This window comes from Amycolatopsis sp. NPDC114478, from assembly GCF_055633805.1.
The window spans coordinates 14,036-31,530 of the sequence record NZ_JBVKDO010000016.1 but is presented as its reverse complement, the minus strand read 5'-3'; the positions used below and the strand labels follow the sequence as shown (position 1 = coordinate 31,530).

17 protein-coding genes are annotated in these 17,495 nt (G+C 70.8%); 6 read left to right on the top strand and 11 right to left on the bottom strand.

The annotated features are described in order from the left end of the window. The first annotated feature begins 21 nt into the window (after positions 1-21). Positions 22-378: a nuclear transport factor 2 family protein gene (locus ACZ7OH_RS35340; protein WP_470284819.1), complete on the top strand. Its 357-nt coding sequence runs from the start codon at positions 22-24 to the stop codon at positions 376-378. Here the strand turns inward: ACZ7OH_RS35340 and ACZ7OH_RS35335 are convergent. Beyond that, positions 375-2,216, bottom strand: coding sequence for a Xaa-Pro dipeptidyl-peptidase (locus tag ACZ7OH_RS35335; RefSeq protein WP_470284818.1), 1,842 nt, complete (start codon positions 2,214-2,216; stop codon positions 375-377). The genes ACZ7OH_RS35340 and ACZ7OH_RS35335 overlap by 4 nt on opposite strands. Positions 2,217-2,282: 66 nt before the next feature. Here ACZ7OH_RS35335 and ACZ7OH_RS35330 point away from each other — a divergent pair, with 66 nt between their 5' ends. Next, positions 2,283-3,104, top strand: coding sequence for an SAM-dependent methyltransferase (locus ACZ7OH_RS35330; RefSeq protein WP_470284817.1), 822 nt, complete (start codon positions 2,283-2,285; stop codon positions 3,102-3,104). Here ACZ7OH_RS35330 and ACZ7OH_RS35325 read toward each other — a convergent pair. The 6 genes from ACZ7OH_RS35325 to xerD all read right to left on the bottom strand — a co-directional run bounded on the left by ACZ7OH_RS35325 (position 3,083) and on the right by xerD (position 8,077). Then, the gene (locus ACZ7OH_RS35325; RefSeq protein WP_470284816.1) at positions 3,083-3,835 is read right to left on the bottom strand and encodes a pseudouridine synthase; all 753 of its coding nucleotides are present in this window, start codon (positions 3,833-3,835) and stop codon (positions 3,083-3,085) included. The genes ACZ7OH_RS35330 and ACZ7OH_RS35325 overlap by 22 nt on opposite strands. After that, positions 3,822-4,742, bottom strand: a complete 921-nt coding sequence (scpB, locus tag ACZ7OH_RS35320) for an SMC-Scp complex subunit ScpB (RefSeq protein WP_470284815.1) — start codon at positions 4,740-4,742, stop codon at positions 3,822-3,824. Before scpB ends, ACZ7OH_RS35325 begins: the two co-directional genes overlap by 14 nt. Then, positions 4,739-5,653, bottom strand: a complete 915-nt coding sequence (locus tag ACZ7OH_RS35315; protein ID WP_400897685.1) for a segregation and condensation protein A — start codon at positions 5,651-5,653, stop codon at positions 4,739-4,741. The genes scpB and ACZ7OH_RS35315 overlap by 4 nt, the downstream gene beginning before the upstream one ends. Beyond that, positions 5,653-6,060: a cobyrinic acid a,c-diamide synthase gene (locus ACZ7OH_RS35310; RefSeq protein ID WP_400897683.1), complete on the bottom strand. Its 408-nt coding sequence runs from the start codon at positions 6,058-6,060 to the stop codon at positions 5,653-5,655. The genes ACZ7OH_RS35315 and ACZ7OH_RS35310 overlap by 1 nt, the downstream gene beginning before the upstream one ends. Beyond that, positions 6,057-7,028 carry a ParA family protein gene (locus tag ACZ7OH_RS35305; protein WP_372665604.1) on the bottom strand — a complete coding sequence of 324 codons (972 nt, stop codon included), beginning with the start codon at positions 7,026-7,028 and terminating at the stop codon, positions 6,057-6,059. The genes ACZ7OH_RS35310 and ACZ7OH_RS35305 overlap by 4 nt, the downstream gene beginning before the upstream one ends. A 146-nt stretch (positions 7,029-7,174) precedes the next feature. Continuing rightward, complete coding sequence (gene xerD / locus ACZ7OH_RS35300; protein WP_400899749.1) at positions 7,175-8,077, bottom strand: site-specific tyrosine recombinase XerD; 903 nt, start codon at positions 8,075-8,077, stop codon at positions 7,175-7,177. Between the two features lie 109 nt (positions 8,078-8,186). Between xerD and ACZ7OH_RS35295 the strand changes: the two genes are divergently transcribed. Then, positions 8,187-8,696 carry a DUF1707 domain-containing protein gene (locus ACZ7OH_RS35295; RefSeq protein ID WP_400897679.1) on the top strand — a complete coding sequence of 170 codons (510 nt, stop codon included), beginning with the start codon at positions 8,187-8,189 and terminating at the stop codon, positions 8,694-8,696. Between the two features lie 21 nt (positions 8,697-8,717). On the opposite strand, the gene ACZ7OH_RS35290 is transcribed toward ACZ7OH_RS35295, so the two are convergent. From ACZ7OH_RS35290 to ACZ7OH_RS35275, 4 genes are all read right to left on the bottom strand, one after another. Beyond that, positions 8,718-9,347 (bottom strand): NUDIX domain-containing protein, encoded by a 630-nt coding sequence (locus ACZ7OH_RS35290; protein ID WP_470284814.1) that lies wholly within the window; start codon positions 9,345-9,347, stop codon positions 8,718-8,720. Beyond that, positions 9,344-11,044, bottom strand: coding sequence for a CTP synthase (locus ACZ7OH_RS35285; RefSeq protein WP_470284813.1), 1,701 nt, complete (start codon positions 11,042-11,044; stop codon positions 9,344-9,346). Before ACZ7OH_RS35285 ends, ACZ7OH_RS35290 begins: the two co-directional genes overlap by 4 nt. An 88-nt stretch (positions 11,045-11,132) precedes the next feature. Next, complete coding sequence (locus tag ACZ7OH_RS35280; protein WP_470284812.1) at positions 11,133-12,293, bottom strand: acyltransferase; 1,161 nt, start codon at positions 12,291-12,293, stop codon at positions 11,133-11,135. A gap of 765 nt (positions 12,294-13,058) precedes the next feature. After that, the gene (locus ACZ7OH_RS35275; RefSeq protein ID WP_470284811.1) at positions 13,059-13,742 is read right to left on the bottom strand and encodes a GntR family transcriptional regulator; all 684 of its coding nucleotides are present in this window, start codon (positions 13,740-13,742) and stop codon (positions 13,059-13,061) included. Between the two features lie 199 nt (positions 13,743-13,941). Here ACZ7OH_RS35275 and ACZ7OH_RS35270 point away from each other — a divergent pair, with 199 nt between their 5' ends. From ACZ7OH_RS35270 to ACZ7OH_RS35260, 3 genes are all read left to right on the top strand, one after another. Beyond that, on the top strand, positions 13,942-15,363 hold the full coding sequence (locus tag ACZ7OH_RS35270; RefSeq protein WP_470284810.1) for an NCS1 family nucleobase:cation symporter-1: 1,422 nt from the start codon (positions 13,942-13,944) through the stop codon (positions 15,361-15,363). After that, positions 15,360-16,067: an aspartate/glutamate racemase family protein gene (locus ACZ7OH_RS35265; RefSeq protein WP_452069334.1), complete on the top strand. Its 708-nt coding sequence runs from the start codon at positions 15,360-15,362 to the stop codon at positions 16,065-16,067. Before ACZ7OH_RS35270 ends, ACZ7OH_RS35265 begins: the two co-directional genes overlap by 4 nt. 91 nt (positions 16,068-16,158) lie before the next feature. Next, positions 16,159-17,424, top strand: a complete 1,266-nt coding sequence (locus ACZ7OH_RS35260; protein WP_470284809.1) for an alginate lyase family protein — start codon at positions 16,159-16,161, stop codon at positions 17,422-17,424. The last annotated feature ends 71 nt before the right edge of the window (positions 17,425-17,495 follow it).

Below are 17,495 nucleotides of genomic sequence, written 5' to 3'. Positions count from 1 at the left end.
CCGGTCCGGCACAGTCGGGCCATGGACGACGAAGACCAGATCGCGGAAGCTCTCGCCGCGGAGCGGGAGTCCCTCCGGCCCGGGTGCCGCGCCGACGCGGCCCGGTTCGCGCGGCTGCTCGCCCCGGACTTCCACGAATTCGGCAAGTCCGGCGGGGAGTTCGGCTACGAGGAGGCACTCCGGCTCGTGGCGGCGTCGGACGACGAGCCGATCACCGTGGAGAACCTACGGGGATCGCTCGTCGCCGACGGCGTCGTGCTGGTGAAGTACACCTCCGAGCACGCCGGACGGCGCGCCCACCGCACGTCCCTGTGGCGCCGCGTCGCCCGCGGGCACTGGCAGCTCTTCCACCACCAGGGCACGCCGGCCGCGGACTAGCGCAGGTCCGCCCGGCCCGCCGACGGCACGTGCTCGCCACCGGCCTCGGCCGGATGCGTCGTCGCCGCGGGGACCACGCCCGCCAGCGGCACCGACGCCGTCGTCCGCGCCAGGTCCAGCGTCACCCGGCCCGGCTGGGCCGGACCGCGGATGAAGCTGCCGTCCGTCCCCCCGATGATCAACGCCAGGGCGTGGCCGCGCGGCACGACGTGGTCGGTCGACGCCAGCCGGAACGTCATCGTGTACGCCGTCCCCGGCGTCAGAACCCGTTCCTGCGAAAGCGACGCGTAGTTCGCCAAGTCCGCCCAGCCTCGGCTGAGGATCGTGTAGTTCACCTTCTTCACGTCGGCCGACGTGATCCGGTAGCAAGCGTCGTCACCCGACGTCGACGAGCCCCAGCAGTTCTCCGCCGTGCCCGTCCGGATCCCCTCGCCGCTGCCGGCGAAGTTGCGGATCGTCGCCGCGCCGAGGTCCACCAGCAGCGCCGACACCCGGGCCGACGACGTGCTCGGCGTCGCCGTCACGGTCACCGACGTCGTCCCGGAAACCTGCAGGTCCGAGGCCAGCGCACCGGTCGAGTACGTCAACGCCGCGCTGCCCGGGTTCGTCACCCACGTGTCCTCGCCCAGGCTGGGGCTGTCGGTGAAGGACGCCGTCCCGGACGCCGGCGAGGTGCCCAGCTTGCCGGACGCCCCCGGCCGCAACGTCGTCGCCACCGCACCGGCCGCCGGGTACGCGCTCTGGTCTTCCCACTGGTCCGGCTGCCGCTCGACGCTCGCCTGCGGCCCGTTCTGGACGCCGTTGTCGATGCCGAGCAGGTAGTGGTCGAACCACCGGTGCAGCAGGTCGACCCAGTCCGCGCGCCGGTAGTCGAACGGGTCGACGTGCCCGGTCTGCGACAGCCAGATCTTCTTCTCGACGTTCAGCCCGGCCCACCACTGTCCGAAGTGGATGGTCTTGACGTTCAGGTCGTTGACGCCGTGGGAAAGCAGCACGCTGGCCCGCACGTTGCCCGCGTGGGCGACGTAGTCGCGGTCCGCCCACAGCGGCCCGTAGTCGCCGTTCGCGGTGGCGCCGTTGGTGAGGACCTGGTTCTGCGCCGAGCAGTTCTGGCCGCTGTTGCGCGCCTCGACCGTCTGCGCGAGCCCCGCCGGGTTGAAGCCGAACGTCGCGCCGTCGGAGCGGTAGTAGTCGTACCAGGAGCTGATCGCCGAGATCGGCACGATCGTCTTCAGCCCGGCGACACCGGTCGCCGCGACGCCGTTGGCGATCGTGCCGTCGTAGGACTTGCCGATCATCCCGACGTTCCCGGTGCTCCAGCTCGCCGGCACCGCGCTGCCGCCGGTCTTGGCGCTGTAGCCGGTCGCGCGGCCGTTGAGCCAGTCGACGACCTTGCGCGCCGAGTCGACGTCGGAGGTGCCGCCGACGTCCGCGCAGCCCGCCGAGCGGTTCGTCCCGGCCAGGTCGACGAGCACCACGGCGTACCCGCGCGGCACGAAGTAGTTGTCGTAGAACAGCGGGAACTTCACCGGCTTCCCGGCGCTGTCGTAGGACTTCAGCTCGCTCTCGTTGCCGCGCCCGCAGCACGAGTAGTACGGGCTGGCGTCCATGATCACCGGCACCCGCGAAGTGGCTTCGCTCGGCCGGATGATGTCGGCGGCGACGCGGTCGGGCTTGCCGTCGCCGTCCCCGTCGTGGCCGATGTCGACCCAGACGGTTTCGCGGATCGCTTTCGCGTAGTCGTAGACCGGTTCGCTCGCCGCGGGCGCCGCGGCCGCCGGGGCCACCGCACCGGACAGGAGCACCGCGAGGACCCCGCACACCACCCCGAGTCGCATGCCCGTCACGCTAGCGAGCCGCAACCGCGCTCACCACGGCGGAAAGTCGGGCGTAGGTTGGAGATCATGACGGAGTCCCTGCCCGCCGTGGGCCGGACCGCGGTCGGCGTCGCCGGCCTGCGGGCCCGCGAAAGCCGCCGCCCCGACCGGCTCTTCGACGATCCGCACGCGGCCGCGTTCTTCACCGCGGGCCGGTCGGTCCTGCCCGAGAACCGCCCGGCCGGCCGCCTCGGCGCGTTCTTCGCCTCCCAGGTCGTGATCCGCACCCGGTTCTACGACGAGTACCTGCTGGGTTCCGGGTGCGCCCAGGTCGTGCTGCTCGCCGCCGGGCTCGACGCGCGCGGGTTCCGCCTGCCCTGGCCGGCCGGTACCCGGCTGTTCGAGCTGGACCTGCCCGAGGTCCTGGCGTTCAAGGACGGCGTGCTCGCCGAACAGGGCGCCGAGCCGTCCTGCGAGCGGATCGCCGTCCCGGTCGACCTGCGCGAAGACTGGGCGAGCGCGCTCCTCGCCGCCGGGTTCGTCCCGGACATCCCGACCGCGTGGCTGGCCGAGGGCCTGCTCGTCTACCTGTCCCACGACGAAACCGACCGGATGCTCACCACGGTGACCGGGCTCTCCGCGCCCGGCAGCACCGTGTCGTTCGAGCACCGGGCGGACGGGACGCCGGACAGCCTGCTGGCCCGCGCCAAGGCGGCGCCGGGCAGCGAGCACATCACCGGCCTGTGGAAGGGCGGCCTCGGCGACCGGGCACCGGAGTGGCTGCGCGAGCACGGCTGGGAACCGGCCACGGTCACCGGCGCCCAGTTGGCCGCGGACTACGGCCGCCCGGACGACGCGACCCCCGGCGGCTTCGTCACTGCCGTGTGTCAGAGCTCGACATTGCGGTAGAGCGCGCCGACCTCGCCCTTCGTCAGCCGCCGGATCGAGCCGACGCGCTGGTTGCCGAGCTGGACGTCGCCGACCGCCGTGCGGACCAGCTTGAGCACCGGGTGGCCGGTGTCCTTGAGCAGGCGGCGCACGATGTGCTTCTTGCCCTCGTGGATGACCAGCTCGACCAGCGACTTGCCGGAATGCATGTCCTTCACCCGGAACTGGTCGACCTTGACGATGCCGTCCGGCAGCTCCCAGCCGTTGCGCAGCTCCTTGCCGAGCCCGCGCGGGACGAGGCCGTCGACCTCGGCGAGGTAGGTCTTGAGCACCCGGTAGGACGGGTGCATCAGCCGGTGCCCGAGGTCGCCGTCGTTGGTCAGCAGCAGCAGGCCCTCGGTGTTCTCGTCGAGCCGGCCGACGTGCACGACACCAGGCGTCTCCTCGTAGCGGCCGGCGAGGTAGTCGCCGACGCACGGGCGGCCGCGGTCGTCCGACATCGTCGAGTGCACGCCCTTGGGCTTGTTCAGGGCGAGGTAGATCAGGTCGTCGCGCAGGTTCACGCGGGTGCCGTCGACGTGGATGACCGCCTCGTCCGGGTGCACCCGGCGGCCCAGCTCGGTGACGATCTGGCCGTCCACCTCGACCCGGCCGGCCGCGATCAGGTCTTCCGCCGCCCGCCGGGAGGCGACCCCGGCCTGCGACAGCACCTTCTGCAGGCGGATGCCGTCGGGGTGCTCACTGGATGTCATCGATGGTGTCCACTTCGGGTAGCAACGGAGCGATGGCGGGCAGGTCGTTCAGTGACGACAGCCCCAGTCGCTCCAGGAACAGCTCGGTCGTCACGTACAGCGTGCCGGTCGTCTCGGGGTCGGTCCCCATCTCTTCGATGAGGCCGCGCGCGAGCAGCGTCCGGATCACGCCGTCCACGTTCACGCCGCGCACCGCGGCGACCCTGGCCCGGGTCACCGGCTGCCGGTACGCGATCACGGCGAGGCTCTCCAGCGCGGCCCGGGTCAGCTTCGACCGCTGGCCGTCCAGCAGGAGCTTCTCCACGAACGGGGCGTAGACGTCCCTAGTGTAGAACCGCCACCCTTCCCCGACGCGGCGCAGGTCGATCCCGGAGGTCCGGTCGGTGAACTTCTGCGCCATGGTCCGCAGGGCGACGACGATCCGCGCCTTGGGCTGTTCGAGGGTTTCGGCGAGCAGCTCCTCGCTGGCCGGCGAGTCGACGACGAGGAGAAGCGACTCGAGGGCGGCTTCGAGGGCCTCATCGGAGGTGACGTCGGGCAGCAGGCTGACGTCCCCGGCGGCGACGAGGTCCGACTCGGGATCGTCGGGATCGAGACCGGGCTCGGCGGCTTCGGACTCAGGCTCGGAGCTTTCGGGTGAAAGCTCCGCATCCGGCTCGGCCGGCTCGACGCCGGCTTCGGGCTCGACGGCACTCTCCTCGGTCGGCTCTTCCGCCGCAGCCTCCTCGGCCGGAGCTTCCGCGACCAGCGGCTCCAGCGGCTCCTCCGGCTCGCCGTCCACGGTGACCGGCTCGCCGGACAGCGCCTCGTCCAGCGCCAGCTCCGCCGCGGCCGCCTCGACCTGCTCCGACCCCGGCTCCGGGATCTCCTCCGAGACCGGCTCCGGCGTCTTGTCTTCGGGGCTCACCCGTACTCCTCTTCGTCTCCGGCGGACCGGTCCAGCTCGGCCGCCGCGGAGGCTTCCGCCATCGAGCCGCCCGTCCAGCGGACGTGCAGCTCCGCCAGCGCCTCGCTCTGCTCGAACTGGACCGTCGCCTCGCGGTAGAGCTCGAGCAGCGCCAGGAAGCGCGCCACGATCTCGACCGTGTGCTCGCAGTCGTCGACCAGCTCGCCGAACGTCGCCTGCCCCGCCGCGGCCAGTTTGACCCGCAGCAGCGCCGCGTGCTCGCGCACCGACACGCGGCCCATGTGGATGTGGGCGATCGACACCGTCGGCGGCGGCTTCGGCCGGAACACCGCCACCGCGATCTCCGCGAACTTCTGCGGCGTCACGCCCAGCATCACCTCGGGCAGCAGCCCGATGAACCGCTCCTCCAGCGCCACCGAACGCGGGTAGCGACGCAGCGCGCCCTGCTCCAGCTCGCCGAACAGCGCCGCCACCTGCTTGTACGCGCGGTACTGCAGGATCCGCGCGAACAGCAGGTCGCGGGCCTCGAGCAGCGCGAGGTCGTCCTCGCTCTCCACCTCGGCCGACGGCAGCAGGCGCGCCGCCTTCAGGTCCAGCAGCGTCGCCGCGATGACCAGGAACTCCGTCGTCTCGTCGAGGTTCCAGTCGGTGCCCAGCGCCCGCGTGTAGGCGATGAAGTCGTCGGTGACCCGGTGCAGCGCCACCTCGGTGACGTCGAGCTGGTGCTGCGAGATCAGCTGCAGCAGCAGGTCGAACGGTCCCTCGAAGTTGGCCAGCCGCACCTTGAACTTCGACGTGCTCAGTTCCTCGGTGTTGACGCCTTCGGGGATCATCCCGCCGTGCACCGTCTGGTGCTCTTCGGGAACCTGTTCCTCCGGAGCCGATGCCGGGACCGGTGCCGGCTCGTCCATCAGCCCTCGGTTTCGCCGCCGTCTGAGCCGACCACCCGCAGCCGCTGCACCAGCACCGACTCCTCGCCGTTGGCGTCGAAGTCGGCCAGCAGCACGGCGACCGCCTCGCGGACCAGCCGGCCGCGGTCGACGACCAGGTCGTGCTTCGCGCGCAGCGTCAGCCGGGCCTGCTCCATGGCGACGAGCTCGTCGCCGGAGACGTACACGGTGATCTTCGCGTCGTGCTTGGTCCGGCCGGACCCGTGCGGGGCCGCGCTGCGGGCCAGCTGTTCCGTCCGGCCGTTGTCCGAAGGCCTGGCCTTCTCGACGGGCTCGGCGGGTGGTGCCTGGGGAGGGAGATCGAGGGCGGGACTGGAGGTGATCCTGAAGAGTTCCGACGCTCCGGGCAGGGAGGCGCGCCTGCTCACCGAGCGATCACCTCACGGGCCAGCTGGCGGTACGCCGCCGCGCCGGCCGACTTGGGCGCCCAGGTCGTGATCGGCTCACCCGCGACCGTCGTCTCGGGGAACCGCACGGTGCGGTTGATGACCGTGTCGAACACGGTCTCGCCGAATGCCTCCACCACGCGAGCCATGACCTCCTTCGAGTGCAGGGTTCTCGGGTCGTACATGGTGGCGAGAATCCCGACTATGTCCAGTTTGGGGTTGAGGCGTTCCTGCACCTTCTCGATCGTGTCGATCAGGAGCGCGACGCCTCGGAGACTGAAGAACTCGCACTCGAGCGGGATGATCACGCCGTCCGCGGCGGTCAGCGCGTTCACCGTGAGCAAGCCGAGTGAGGGCTGGCAGTCGACAAGAACATAGTCGTAGTCGTTCATGACCGGACGAAGGACCCGTAACAACGTGTGCTCGCGCCCTACCTCGGCAACGAGCTGGACCTCCGCCGCGGACAGGTCGATGTTGCTCGGCAGCAGGTCAACGCCGTCGACGCGGGTTTTCATCAGCACGTCGGTGGCGCTGACCGACCGCTCCATGATGGCGTTGTAGACCGTGTGGTCCAGTTCGTGCGGCTGGATGCCGAGACCGACGGCGAGGGCGCCCTGCGGGTCGAAGTCGACGAGCAGCACCTTGCGGCCGTACTCGGCGAGGGCGGCACCCAGGTTGATGGTCGACGTCGTCTTGCCGACGCCGCCCTTCTGGTTGCACATCGCCATGATCTTGGCCGGGCCGTGCTTGTCCAGCGGGGCCGGGTCGGGGTGCTCGCGGATGGGGCGGCCGGTGGGCCCGATCCCCTCGAGCTTCACCTTCTTGCCGTTGCGCTCCTGCGGCTCGTCGCCGTCGTGGATCTCCGGCGTCGCGATCTTGACGTCGTTGAGGTTCGCCGCCGCCGACCCGGCGGACTCGGCCGCGTGGGCCGGCTGGTTCGGTGTCGACATGGCGAGAAGACTCCTTGTTCGTCGCGTCCGACGCAGCCTATGCGCGGAGCCGGAGCCCCGGCAAAGCAACGCGCCGGACTCGACGGGGCAATGTCACTCGACCGTCGGTGCAGCGTACGAAGGCCCTTCGCCCTCCATGGGGCCATCTAGCCCAACGCCCGCGGGTGCGCCGTCGCGTACACCTCGCGCAGGGTGTTGACCGTGACCAGCGTGTACACCTGCGTCGTCGTCACCGACGCGTGGCCGAGCAGTTCCTGCACGACCCGGACGTCCGCGCCGCCTTCGAGCAGGTGCGTGGCGAAGGAGTGGCGGAGCGTGTGCGGCGACACGACGGCGGCGATCCCCGCCCGTTCGGCGGTGTCCTTGAGGACCTGCCACGCGCTCTGGCGCGAAAGCCGGCTGCCGCGGGCGTTGAGGAACAGCGCCGCGGTGCCGCGGCCGTGCGCGGCGAGCGCCGGGCGCGCGCGGACGGTGTAGGCGTGCACCGCGGCGAGCGCGGGCCGCCCGATCGGGACGAGCCGCTGCTTGCCGCCCTTGCCGTCGAGCAGGACGGTCCGTTCGGCGTCGTCGACGTCGTCGATGTCCAGCCCGACGGCTTCGGAGATCCGGGCACCGGTCGAGTAGAGCAGTTCCAGCAGCGCCCGGTCGCGCAGCGGGCGCTCGCCGTCCGGCGGCGGGGTCTCGAGCAGCCGCAGGACGTCGTCGACCGGCAGCGCCTTGGGCAGCCGCTTCGCCGGCGTCGGCGGGCGGACCTCGCGGGCCGGGTTGTGCTCGGTGAGGCCTTCGGCGTGGGCGAACTTGTGCAGGCCGCGCACGGCGACGAGCGCCCGCGCGGCCGAAGACGCCGCCAGGGGCCGGTGTTCGCCGTCGCCTTCGCGCAGCGCGGCGCCGAACGACGTGACGTGCGCGGACGTGGCGTCGGCGATCTTGGCGACGCCCGCGCCGTCGAGGTGCGCGGCGTACCGGCGCAGGTCACGGGCGTAGCTGTCCAGGGTGTTGCGCGCGGTCCCGCGTTCGACGGCCAGGTGGTCGAGGTACGCGGCGATCACGCCGTCCGTGCTGTGCGGGCTGGAGGCCACGCGGCACACCTTAGGCCGCCCGGGACTCGTGACCCGGCAGAAACCCCGTTCTCAGGTTCGCGCGGTTACCTTGGATTCCATGGAGTCGGACGAACTCCGCATCGGCACGGCCGAGCGGGAGGAAGCGGCGCGGCTGCTCGCCGACCACTTCGGCATGGGCCGCATCACGCCGGACGAGTACGAGACGCGGGTGACGGACGCCTACGCGGCGACGACCCTCGGCGACCTGCGGCCGCTATTCCGCGACCTGCCGCCCCCGCACCCGGGCTTCTTCGGGCCGCCGCCGGCGTACGCGCAGGCGACGATGCAGCTGCCGATGTACGCGCCGGACCCGTACGCGCCGCCACCGGCTCCGATGCCGTACGCGCCGGTCCCCTACTCCTACCGGTCCAAGACCGTCGCCGGCGTGCTCCAGATCGTCCTGCCGTTCGGCGTGGGGCGGTTCTACACCGGCCAGGTCGGGCTGGGCCTGCTCCAGCTCTTCGTGGTGCTGGTGACCGGCATCGGCTTCCTGTGGCCGATGATCGACGGCATCATGCTGCTGAAGGACGGCGGCCTCGACGCCCAGGGCCGTCCGCTGCGCCCCTGAAGCGGGACGCAGCGGACCCCCTCAGGACTGCTTGCGCTTGGCGAACGCCGTCGGGCGGTCGTCCCACGGCGCGTCCGCCGGACGCGCCGGGGCCACTCCGGTGACCACCGCGTGCGCGGCCAGTACCCCGGACACCGTGGCGCCGTTGATCAGCTCGCCCGCCAGGGCCATCCGCACGGCCTCCGCGAGCGGGAACTTGCGGATGACCAGGTCCGCCTCCTCCTCGCCGAGCACCTCACGGTCCACATCGGACAGTCCGCGGGCCAGGAAGACCCGCACGACCTCGTCGGTGAAGCCGGGCGACGCCGCGACGTCGACCAGCGTCACCCAGTCCGAAGCGGCCAGGCCGACCTCTTCGACCAGCTCGCGCTCGGCCGTGCCGACCGGGTCCTCGCCGAGGTGGTCGATCAGGCCCGCCGGCAGCTCCCACAGCCGGTGCCCGATCGGGTGCCGGTACTGGTGGATGAGCGTGACCTGCCGGTCGTCGTCCAGCGCGACGATCGCGACCGCGCCGAGGTGCTCGATCACCTCGCGGACCGCGGTGTCGCCGCCCGGCATCACGACGTCGTCGATCCGCAGGCCGACGACGCGTCCGATGTGGACGTCCCGGCTCGACGCGACGCTGAACTCGTGCTCGCCCGGGGCCGTCATCGGGCCGCCACCGGCGCCTCGGGCAGCTCGACCGGCAGCCGCTCGGCGACCTTGCGGTCGACGACGGCCTTGACGAACGCGCTGAACAGCGGGTGCGGCCGGGTCGGGCGGCTCTTCAGCTCGGGGTGCGCCTGGGTGCCGACGAAGAACGGGTGCTGGTCGGCGGGCAGCTCGACGAACTCGACCAGGCGGTCGTCCGGCGACGTGCCGGAGAAGACCAGGCCCGCGTCCGAGAGCTGCTTGCGGTAGGCGTTGTTCACCTCGTAGCGGTGGCGGTGGCGCTCGGACACCTCGGTGGTGCCGTACGCCTTGGCGACCTGCGAACCCGGCTTGAGCTTCGCCGGGTAGGCGCCCAGGCGCATGGTGCCGCCCATGTCCCGCTCGCCCGCGACGACGTCGCGCTGGTCGGCCATCGTCGAGATCACCGGGTGCGTGGTGTTCTCGTCGAACTCCGACGACCCGGCGTCCTTGATCCCGGCCAGGTGCCGGGCGGCCTCGATGACCATGCACTGCAGGCCGAGGCACAGGCCGAGCAGCGGCACGCCGCGGGTGCGGGCGTACTCGATCGCGCCGACCTTGCCCTCGATGCCGCGGATGCCGAACCCGCCCGGGATCAGCACACCGTCCACATCGGACAGCACGGACGCGGCGCCGGACGCGGTCTGCGCGTCGTCGGAGGCGACCCAGACGATCTCGACCTTGGCGCGGTGGGCGAACCCGCCCGCACGCAGGGCCTCGGTGACCGACAGGTAGGCGTCGGGCAGGTCGATGTACTTGCCGACGACCGCGATCCGCACGACCTCGTTCGGGTTGTGCACCCGGTCGAGCAGGTCGCCCCACACCGTCCAGTCGACGTCCCGGAACGGCAGCCCGAGGCGCCGGACGACGTAGGCGTCGAGCGCCTCGCTGTGCAGCACCTTCGGGATGTCGTAGATCGACCGCGCGTCCGGGCAGGCGATGACGGCCTCGGTGTCGACGTCGCACATCAGGCCGATCTTGCGCTTGAGGTCCTCGGGGATCTCGCGGTCGGCCCGGCAGACCAGCGCGTCGGGCTGGATGCCGATGTTGCGCAGCGCGGCGACCGAGTGCTGGGTCGGCTTCGTCTTGAGCTCGCCCGAGGGCGCCAGGTACGGCACCAGCGAGACGTGCAGGAAGAAGCAGTGGTCGCGGCCGACGTCGTGGCGGACCTGGCGGCAGGCCTCCAGGAACGGCAGGGACTCGATGTCGCCGACCGTGCCGCCGACCTCGGTGATCACGACGTCCGGGGCGTTCCCGGCCTCGTCGGGCTCGGCCGCGGCGGTGATCCGGGCCTTGATCTCGTCGGTGATGTGCGGGATGACCTGCACGGTGTCGCCGAGGTACTCGCCGCGGCGCTCCTTGGCGATCACCTCGGAGTAGACCTGACCGGTCGTGACGTTGGCCTTGCCGTCGAGGTCGCGGTCGAGGAAGCGCTCGTAGTGCCCGATGTCGAGGTCGGTCTCGGCGCCGTCGTCGGTGACGAACACCTCACCGTGCTGGAACGGGTTCATCGTCCCGGGGTCGACGTTGAGGTACGGATCGAGCTTCTGCATCGTGACGCGAAGCCCGCGCGCGGTAAGGAGCTGTCCCAGGCTGGAAGCCGTGAGTCCTTTACCCAGAGAGGAGGCGACGCCTCCGGTGACAAAAACGTACTTGGTAGCCCGTGACTGAAGTCCCACGGGCCGCCAGCATATCCGAAGACCGCGGATCCGCGCGCCGGGACATGCCGGAACTCTCTTTTGTGCTCCTGACCACCCTTCGGGGTGACTACGCGGCGGCCTTCGCGAGCCGCAGGCGCGGCCGTCCGGTGAGCGCGCGGCTGCCCGGCAGGCGCCGCAGCGCCTCGACCATGACGATCGTCAGCGCGATCGTGGCCACGTAGATGATCACGCTCAGCCAAGGCGCCCCGAAGCGGTCGGCCACCCGCGGGATCAGCGGGCCGAGGAACGCCAGCGCGAGCGGGTGGACCAGGAAGATGCTGAACGACCGGTTCGCCGCCCAGGAGACCAGCCGGGCGCCGCGGCCGCCGTCGACGCGGCGACCCGACCACCAGGTGGTGAAGGCGTAGATCGCGGCGATGACGGTGACGCACCACGGGATGAGGTACGGCTGGAACGGGTCGCTGGCCACCTGCGGGAACGTTCCACTGTGGACGGTGTGCAGGTAGTACCACTCGGTGCCGGCCAGCACCGCGACCAGGGCGCCGCCGAGCAGCAGCCGGTGCCGGCCGACCCAGGCGTGCACGGCCTCGAAGTGCATGGCCACGACGGCGCCGAACAGTGTGTAGAACTGGTACGGCAGGACCGTGGCGTACAGGTGGGTGATCGTCTCGTAGCTGACACCGAACGGCTGGTAGGTCATGAAGAGCGTCACGCCGACCTGCAGCCCGCCGCTGCCGAGCAGCAGCCACTTGTGCTTGCCCTCGGTCGCGCGCAGCAGCTTCATGATCCACGGGAACAGCAGGTACACCTGCATCGTCACGAGCAGGAAGTACAGGTGGTACCACGCGCCCCCGGTGACGAGGTCCCTGAGCAGCAGGCGCATCGACGCCTCGAGCGAGGCCGGCTGCTGCGTGCCGGTCACCAGCGAGAACGCCCAGAAGAACATCGACCACGCCAGGTACGGCGTCGCGACCAGCGGCAGCCGCTTGCGCCAGAAGTCGCCCGGGGTGATCTCGCGGCCGCGGTTCTGGAACACCAGCACGAACCCGGTGAGCGCGAAGAACGCCTCCCGCGTGAAGTGCAGCGGTGTCTCGACGGCGTTGGCGCCGACGTCCTGCGGGAAGTTGGTCGCGCCCACCACGTGGATGAGGATCACGCAGGCGAACGTGACCAGCCGGAACAGGTCGATCTGGTGCAGGTACGGCGCTTTCCCACCCGGTCTCGCGATCCGGGAGGGCGCTTCGAGAGTGGCCTGGGCAGTCGTCATCGTGCCGCCGTTCCGGCACCGTCGTCGGCGTCGTTCACGTTGTCAGACTTGCCACCCATTCTGTGAATTTCCCATGAAGGCACTGGGAAGCGCCTGTTGGCAGCGGGTCCGCGGGCTGTTGGATATGCCACGTCCGCTCATGGAGCGAGGACCCGCGGATCATGTTAATACGTGAGCTCTCCGGTACCGAGCGTGACCTTCGTCATCCGGCCGTGATCAGCGGAAAACATCCCGCTCGACCTCGTCGCGGACCCCTTCGAGACCAGCGCGCAGTTCGGCGTGTCCCACCGATCCCGGCGCCGGCCGGAGCACCTGCGGCACCGTCGGCGTCGTAGCGAACGGCTCGGCTGTGGCGACCGCCAGCACCGCCGAGGCGAGCGCTTGGCGTCCTCGCGCTTGCGGGCCTCCCAGCGTGCGACGGTACCGCCTTCGAGCCAGCGCCGCGCGCAACCCCGTCGCGACGCTCTTCGACAGCCCCGAGACGTAGACGGTGGCTTCCGGCGATCGCCAGCGGCGGCGGGGCGTCCTCGATGATCGTCGCGCCGTGCTGCCGGACGATCCCGACGAGCCGCGTGCCCTGCCCGGCGGAGAGCACCCAGCTCCTCGCGGCTGGCGTCGCGGCACCCTGGCTACCGCCGGCGGCTGCCTCGCCTCGACCTAACCCGCCACCTGGGTCCTCGCCCGGCTGCACGGCCTCGAAGCCGCCGAAAGCGCCATGCGCTACATCGCGCCCGCCGGCGAGCGGGCCCTGCGTGCCGTGGCGCCCTACCTCGAGCCGGCCGCGATCTCCGCCTGATCGTCGCCGAAGAGGGACTTCAGCGTCACCTCGCGGTTGACCCGCACGTGCTCGACCGCTTCGGCGTGCGCGCGCTCCGCGTTCCCCGACGCGATCGCCTCGTAGAGCCGGCGGTGCTCGCCGAGCAGGTCGTCCCAGTGCTCGTTCTGGCTCGTGAGCCAGCGGAGCCGGCCCTGCAGGGGCTGCAGCATCGTGGTCAGCAGCGTGTTGCCGGCGATGGCCACGATCTCGTCGTGGAACCGCGAGTTGAGCACGGTGATCCGGGCCGCGTCGCCGCGGGCGGTCGCGCGGGCGGCGTCGGCGAGCACCCGCTCGAGCCGCTTCAGCTCCGCCGCGCCCGCTCGTTCGGCGGCCCGCCCCGTCGCGAGTCCTTCGAGGGCTTCCCGGACGTCGAACAGCTCCTCGACGTCGACCCGCGCGAGCTGCCGGACGACGATCCGCCGCGCCGACTGCTCGACGAGGAACCCCTCGGCCTCGAGGCTGCGGATCGCCTCGCGGACGGGCACCCTGGAGACACCGAGGTCCTCGGCCAGCTCGCGCTCGACCAGCCGGTCGCCCGGGCGCAGCCGGCCGGTCAAGATCCGTTCGCGCAGCTCGTCGCGCACCCGCTGGCGGGTGGCCGCGAGGGGCTGCCGCTCGCTCGCCGTCGTCACCGGTCCCCTCTCCTCAACACGCCCGTAACAAGAGTTTACGGGCCGAAGGGTTGACGACGGCGGACATCGGGGTGATATTTGGGATGCCAAATTTTGGTATCCCAAATCGCCGTCGCTGCACTGAATCGAGCGGAGCTTCGCCCCGGCCGGGGGCTCCGCCACCCGGAACCCCCAAAATATCCGTGGACCGGAGGCCAGCATGACCGCCGCCCCGCTCACCGAGAACCAGCAAGAGACGAGCCCACCGCCGGATCCCCGGCTTTGGAACGAAGACCTCGCCCCCGCGAAAGAACGTCGCTGGAAGGTCTACGACATCTTCGCGCTGTGGATGTCGGACGTGCACAACCTCGGCAACTACACCTTCGCGGCCGGGCTGTTCGTGCTCGGCCTGTCCGCCTGGCAGGTGTTCACCGCCCTGCTGTTCGGCTTCGTGATCATCTACGCCGGCATGAACCTGATGGGCCGGATCGGCCAGCGCACCGGCGTGCCGTTCCCGGTCGTCGCGCGGATCAGCTTCGGCACGTTCGGCGCCAACCTGCCCGCGCTCATCCGCGCGATCATCGCGATCTTCTGGTACGGCATCCAGACCTACCTCGCGAGCGTGGCCATCACGCTGCTCGTGCTCACCATCGACCCGGGTCTGAAACCGTTGACCGAGCATGGCTTCCTCGGCCTGCACGCGCTCGGCTGGATCTGCTTCATCGCGCTGTGGGCGGTCCAGGCGCTCATCCTCACCCGCGGCATGGAGTCGGTCCGCAAGTTCCAGGACTGGTGCGGCCCGGCGATCTGGGTCGTCATGATCGCCCTCGCCGTGTGGATCCTCGCCGCCGGCAACTGGCACATTTCGCTGACCAGCAGCCCGAAGCAGCTTTCGACGGGCGAGCAGATCCGCCAGTGGTTCGGCGCGGCCGGGCTGATCCTGGCCACCTACGGCACGCTGATGCTGAACTTCTGCGACTTCTCCCGCAACGCCCCGGACCAGAAGACGGTCAAGCGCGGCAACTTCTGGGGCCTGCCGATCAACTCGACGGCGTTCGCGCTGCTGTCGGTGATCGTCACGGCGGGCAGCATGCAGGTGTTCGGCGAGGCCATCACCGACCCGGCCGAGCTGCTGTCCAAGGTGCACAACACGCCGGTGCTGATCGTCGGCGCGCTGACGTTCGCCATCGCCACCATGGGCGTCAACATCGTCGCCAACTTCGTCTCCCCGGCCTACGACCTCGCCAACATCTGGCCGAAGCGGATCACCTTCACCGTCGGCGGGATGATCAGCGCGGTCGCCGCGCTGTGCGTGCTGCCGTGGAAGCTGTACTCCTCGCCGGCGGTGGTCAACTACTTCCTCGGCGGGCTCGGCGCGTTCCTCGGGCCGCTGTTCGGGATCATGATCGTCGACTACTACCTGATCCGGCGCGGCAAGGTCGACGTCGCGCAGCTGTTCGTCGCCGACGGGATCTACCCGCGCGTGAACCCGCGGGCGCTGGTCACGTTCTTCCCGACGGCCGCGCTGTCCGCGGTGATCGCGCTGGTGCCGTTCTTCGCCCCGGCCGCGCCGTACTCGTGGTTCATCGGCACGGCGTCCTCGGCGCTGCTGTACTTCGCGGTTTCGAGGAAGCATCGATGAGGATCGTCGTCACCAACTGCAACACCACCGAGGCGATGACGAAGGAGATCGAAGCCGGGGCCCGCGCGGCCGCGAGCCCCGGCACCGAGATCCTCGCCCGGACGCCGCGCTGGGGCCCGGAGTCGGCCGAGGGCTGGCTGGACAGCTTCCTGTCCGCCGCGGCTGTGCTGGATCTGTTGCGGGGCCTGGAAGAACCGTTCGACGCCGTCGTGCTCGCCGGCTTCGGCGAGCACGGCCGCGAAGGCGCCCGCGAGCTGCTGGACGTCCCGGTCGTCGACATCACCGAAGCGGCCGCGCACCTGGCCTGCCTGCTCGGCCGCCGCTACGGCGTCGTGACCACTTTGGACCGGACGTGCGGGCTGATCGAGGACAGCCTGCACGCCGCCGGGGTCGCGCAGAACTGCGTCACGGTGACCGGCGCCGGCCTCGGGGTGCTGGAGCTGACCGACGAGCGTCGTACGGAATCGGCGTTGCTCACCGCCGGCCGCCGCGCCCGGGACGCCGGCGCCGAGGTGCTCGTGCTCGGCTGCGCCGGGATGACCGGCCTGGACCGGAAGATCGCGACGATGCTGGACATTCCGGTCATCGACGGCGTCGCGGCGGCGGTCCGGCTCGCCGAGTCGCTGGTGGCCCTGGGGTTGAAGACCAGCCGCGCGGGTTCGTACGCCCGGCCGCTGGCCAAGCGCCGCACCTGGCCCGATTGACACCTGCCGCCCGAGGACGTCAGAATCCCTGCAGCCGTACCGCCGCCCGGTGACGACGTGGGGATTTCGACGTCCCCGGAAGGCGGTCGACGTGCGAAGAGTCCTAGGCGCGCTGGCGGTTTCCGCGAGCATGCTCCTGGTCCCGGTCAGCGGGACGGCGGCCGCCGCGTCGCCACCGCACACGATCGTCACCGACGGCGCCAAGCTCGCGAACACCAAGCAGGCGATCCGCGCCGGCCACGCGTCCCAGGCCCAGCGGGACGCGCTGAAAGCCGTGCTGGCCAAGGCGGACACCGCGCTCACCGCCGGCCCGTGGTCGGTCGTGGACAAGCCGTCCGCGCCGCCCAGCGGTGACAAGCACGACTACACGAGCCAGGCGCCGTACTGGTGGGCGAGCCAGCCGAAGACGCCGGAAAACCCGCAGGGCTGCCCGTACGTCAGCAAGGACGGCCAGCGCAACCCCGAGGCCGACGCGATCACCGACCACACCTACCGGATGTGGGCCTGGGACGCGATGTACTACCTCTCGCTGGCCTGGTACTACACCGGCGACGCGAAGTACGCGAAGCGGGCGGCGCTGGACATCCGGACGTGGTTCCTCGACCCGGCCACCAAGATGAACCCGAACATGACGTACTCGCAGATCATCCCGTGCAAGACCACGATCAGCGGCACCGGGATCATCGACTCGACCCAGTCGTTCAGCCAGCTGATGGACGCGTTCGCGCTGCTCGACGGCGGCGCGCCGGGCTGGACGGGCAAGGACCGCTCCGGGATCAAGGCGTGGCTGAGCCAGTACCTCGACTGGATGCAGACGAGCCCGCAGGCGAAGCTGGAACTGGCCGCCACCAACAACCACGGCACCTTCCTCGACATGCAGAACGCGGCGATCTCGGCGTACCTGGGGCACCGCGACGCCGCCCGGAAGATCATCCTCGACGCGGAGCAGAAGCGGTTCCCGGTGCAGTTCGCCGCCGACGGCAGCCAGCCCCTCGAGCTGTCGCGGACGATGTCGTGGCACTACGTCAACTTCAACCTCACCGCGTGGGGCCGGATGGCGGAGGCCGGGAAGAACCTCGGCGTCGACGTCTGGAAGTACCAGGCGTCGAACGGCGTGACGCTGCGGAAGGTCGTCGACCAGCTGATCCCGGGCGCGCTGCACGGCGCGGAAGCGTGGCCGCACCAGCAGATCGGCGTGTTCGACCAGTCGATCGCGGCGGACATCTTCCACGCCGCCGCCGAAGAGGCCCACGACTCCGACGCGGCGGCCGCGCTGATGCAGATGCCGCTGCCGGCCGGCGGCGACACGTGGCCGGTGCGCGTGTCGTGCTTCCCGCTCGACCCACCACTGAAGTAGGGAGAATCCGGACACCGCGTCGCATAGCGCGCGGTCCGGCAGATTGGTCTAGTCCAAAGTATTGACACCTC

Bases quoted from the DNA above. Each gene is read 5' to 3' on its own strand.
- ACZ7OH_RS35270 (WP_470284810.1), top strand. From the start codon at position 13,942: ATGACCGCCGCCCCGCTCACCGAGAACCAGCAAGAGACGAGCCCACCG.
- ACZ7OH_RS35330 (WP_470284817.1), top strand. From the start codon at position 2,283: ATGACGGAGTCCCTGCCCGCCGTGGGCCGGACCGCGGTCGGCGTCGCC.
- ACZ7OH_RS35315 (WP_400897685.1), bottom strand. From the start codon at position 5,653: ATGGACGAGCCGGCACCGGTCCCGGCATCGGCTCCGGAGGAACAGGTT.
- ACZ7OH_RS35280 (WP_470284812.1), bottom strand. From the start codon at position 12,293: ATGACGACTGCCCAGGCCACTCTCGAAGCGCCCTCCCGGATCGCGAGA.
- ACZ7OH_RS35340 (WP_470284819.1), top strand. From the start codon at position 22: ATGGACGACGAAGACCAGATCGCGGAAGCTCTCGCCGCGGAGCGGGAG.
- ACZ7OH_RS35290 (WP_470284814.1), bottom strand. From the start codon at position 9,347: ATGACGGCCCCGGGCGAGCACGAGTTCAGCGTCGCGTCGAGCCGGGAC.
- ACZ7OH_RS35325 (WP_470284816.1), bottom strand. From the start codon at position 3,835: ATGACATCCAGTGAGCACCCCGACGGCATCCGCCTGCAGAAGGTGCTG.
- ACZ7OH_RS35265 (WP_452069334.1), top strand. From the start codon at position 15,360: ATGAGGATCGTCGTCACCAACTGCAACACCACCGAGGCGATGACGAAG.
- ACZ7OH_RS35335 (WP_470284818.1), bottom strand. From the start codon at position 2,216: ATGCGACTCGGGGTGGTGTGCGGGGTCCTCGCGGTGCTCCTGTCCGGT.
- ACZ7OH_RS35305 (WP_372665604.1), bottom strand. From the start codon at position 7,028: ATGTCGACACCGAACCAGCCGGCCCACGCGGCCGAGTCCGCCGGGTCG.
- ACZ7OH_RS35295 (WP_400897679.1), top strand. From the start codon at position 8,187: ATGGAGTCGGACGAACTCCGCATCGGCACGGCCGAGCGGGAGGAAGCG.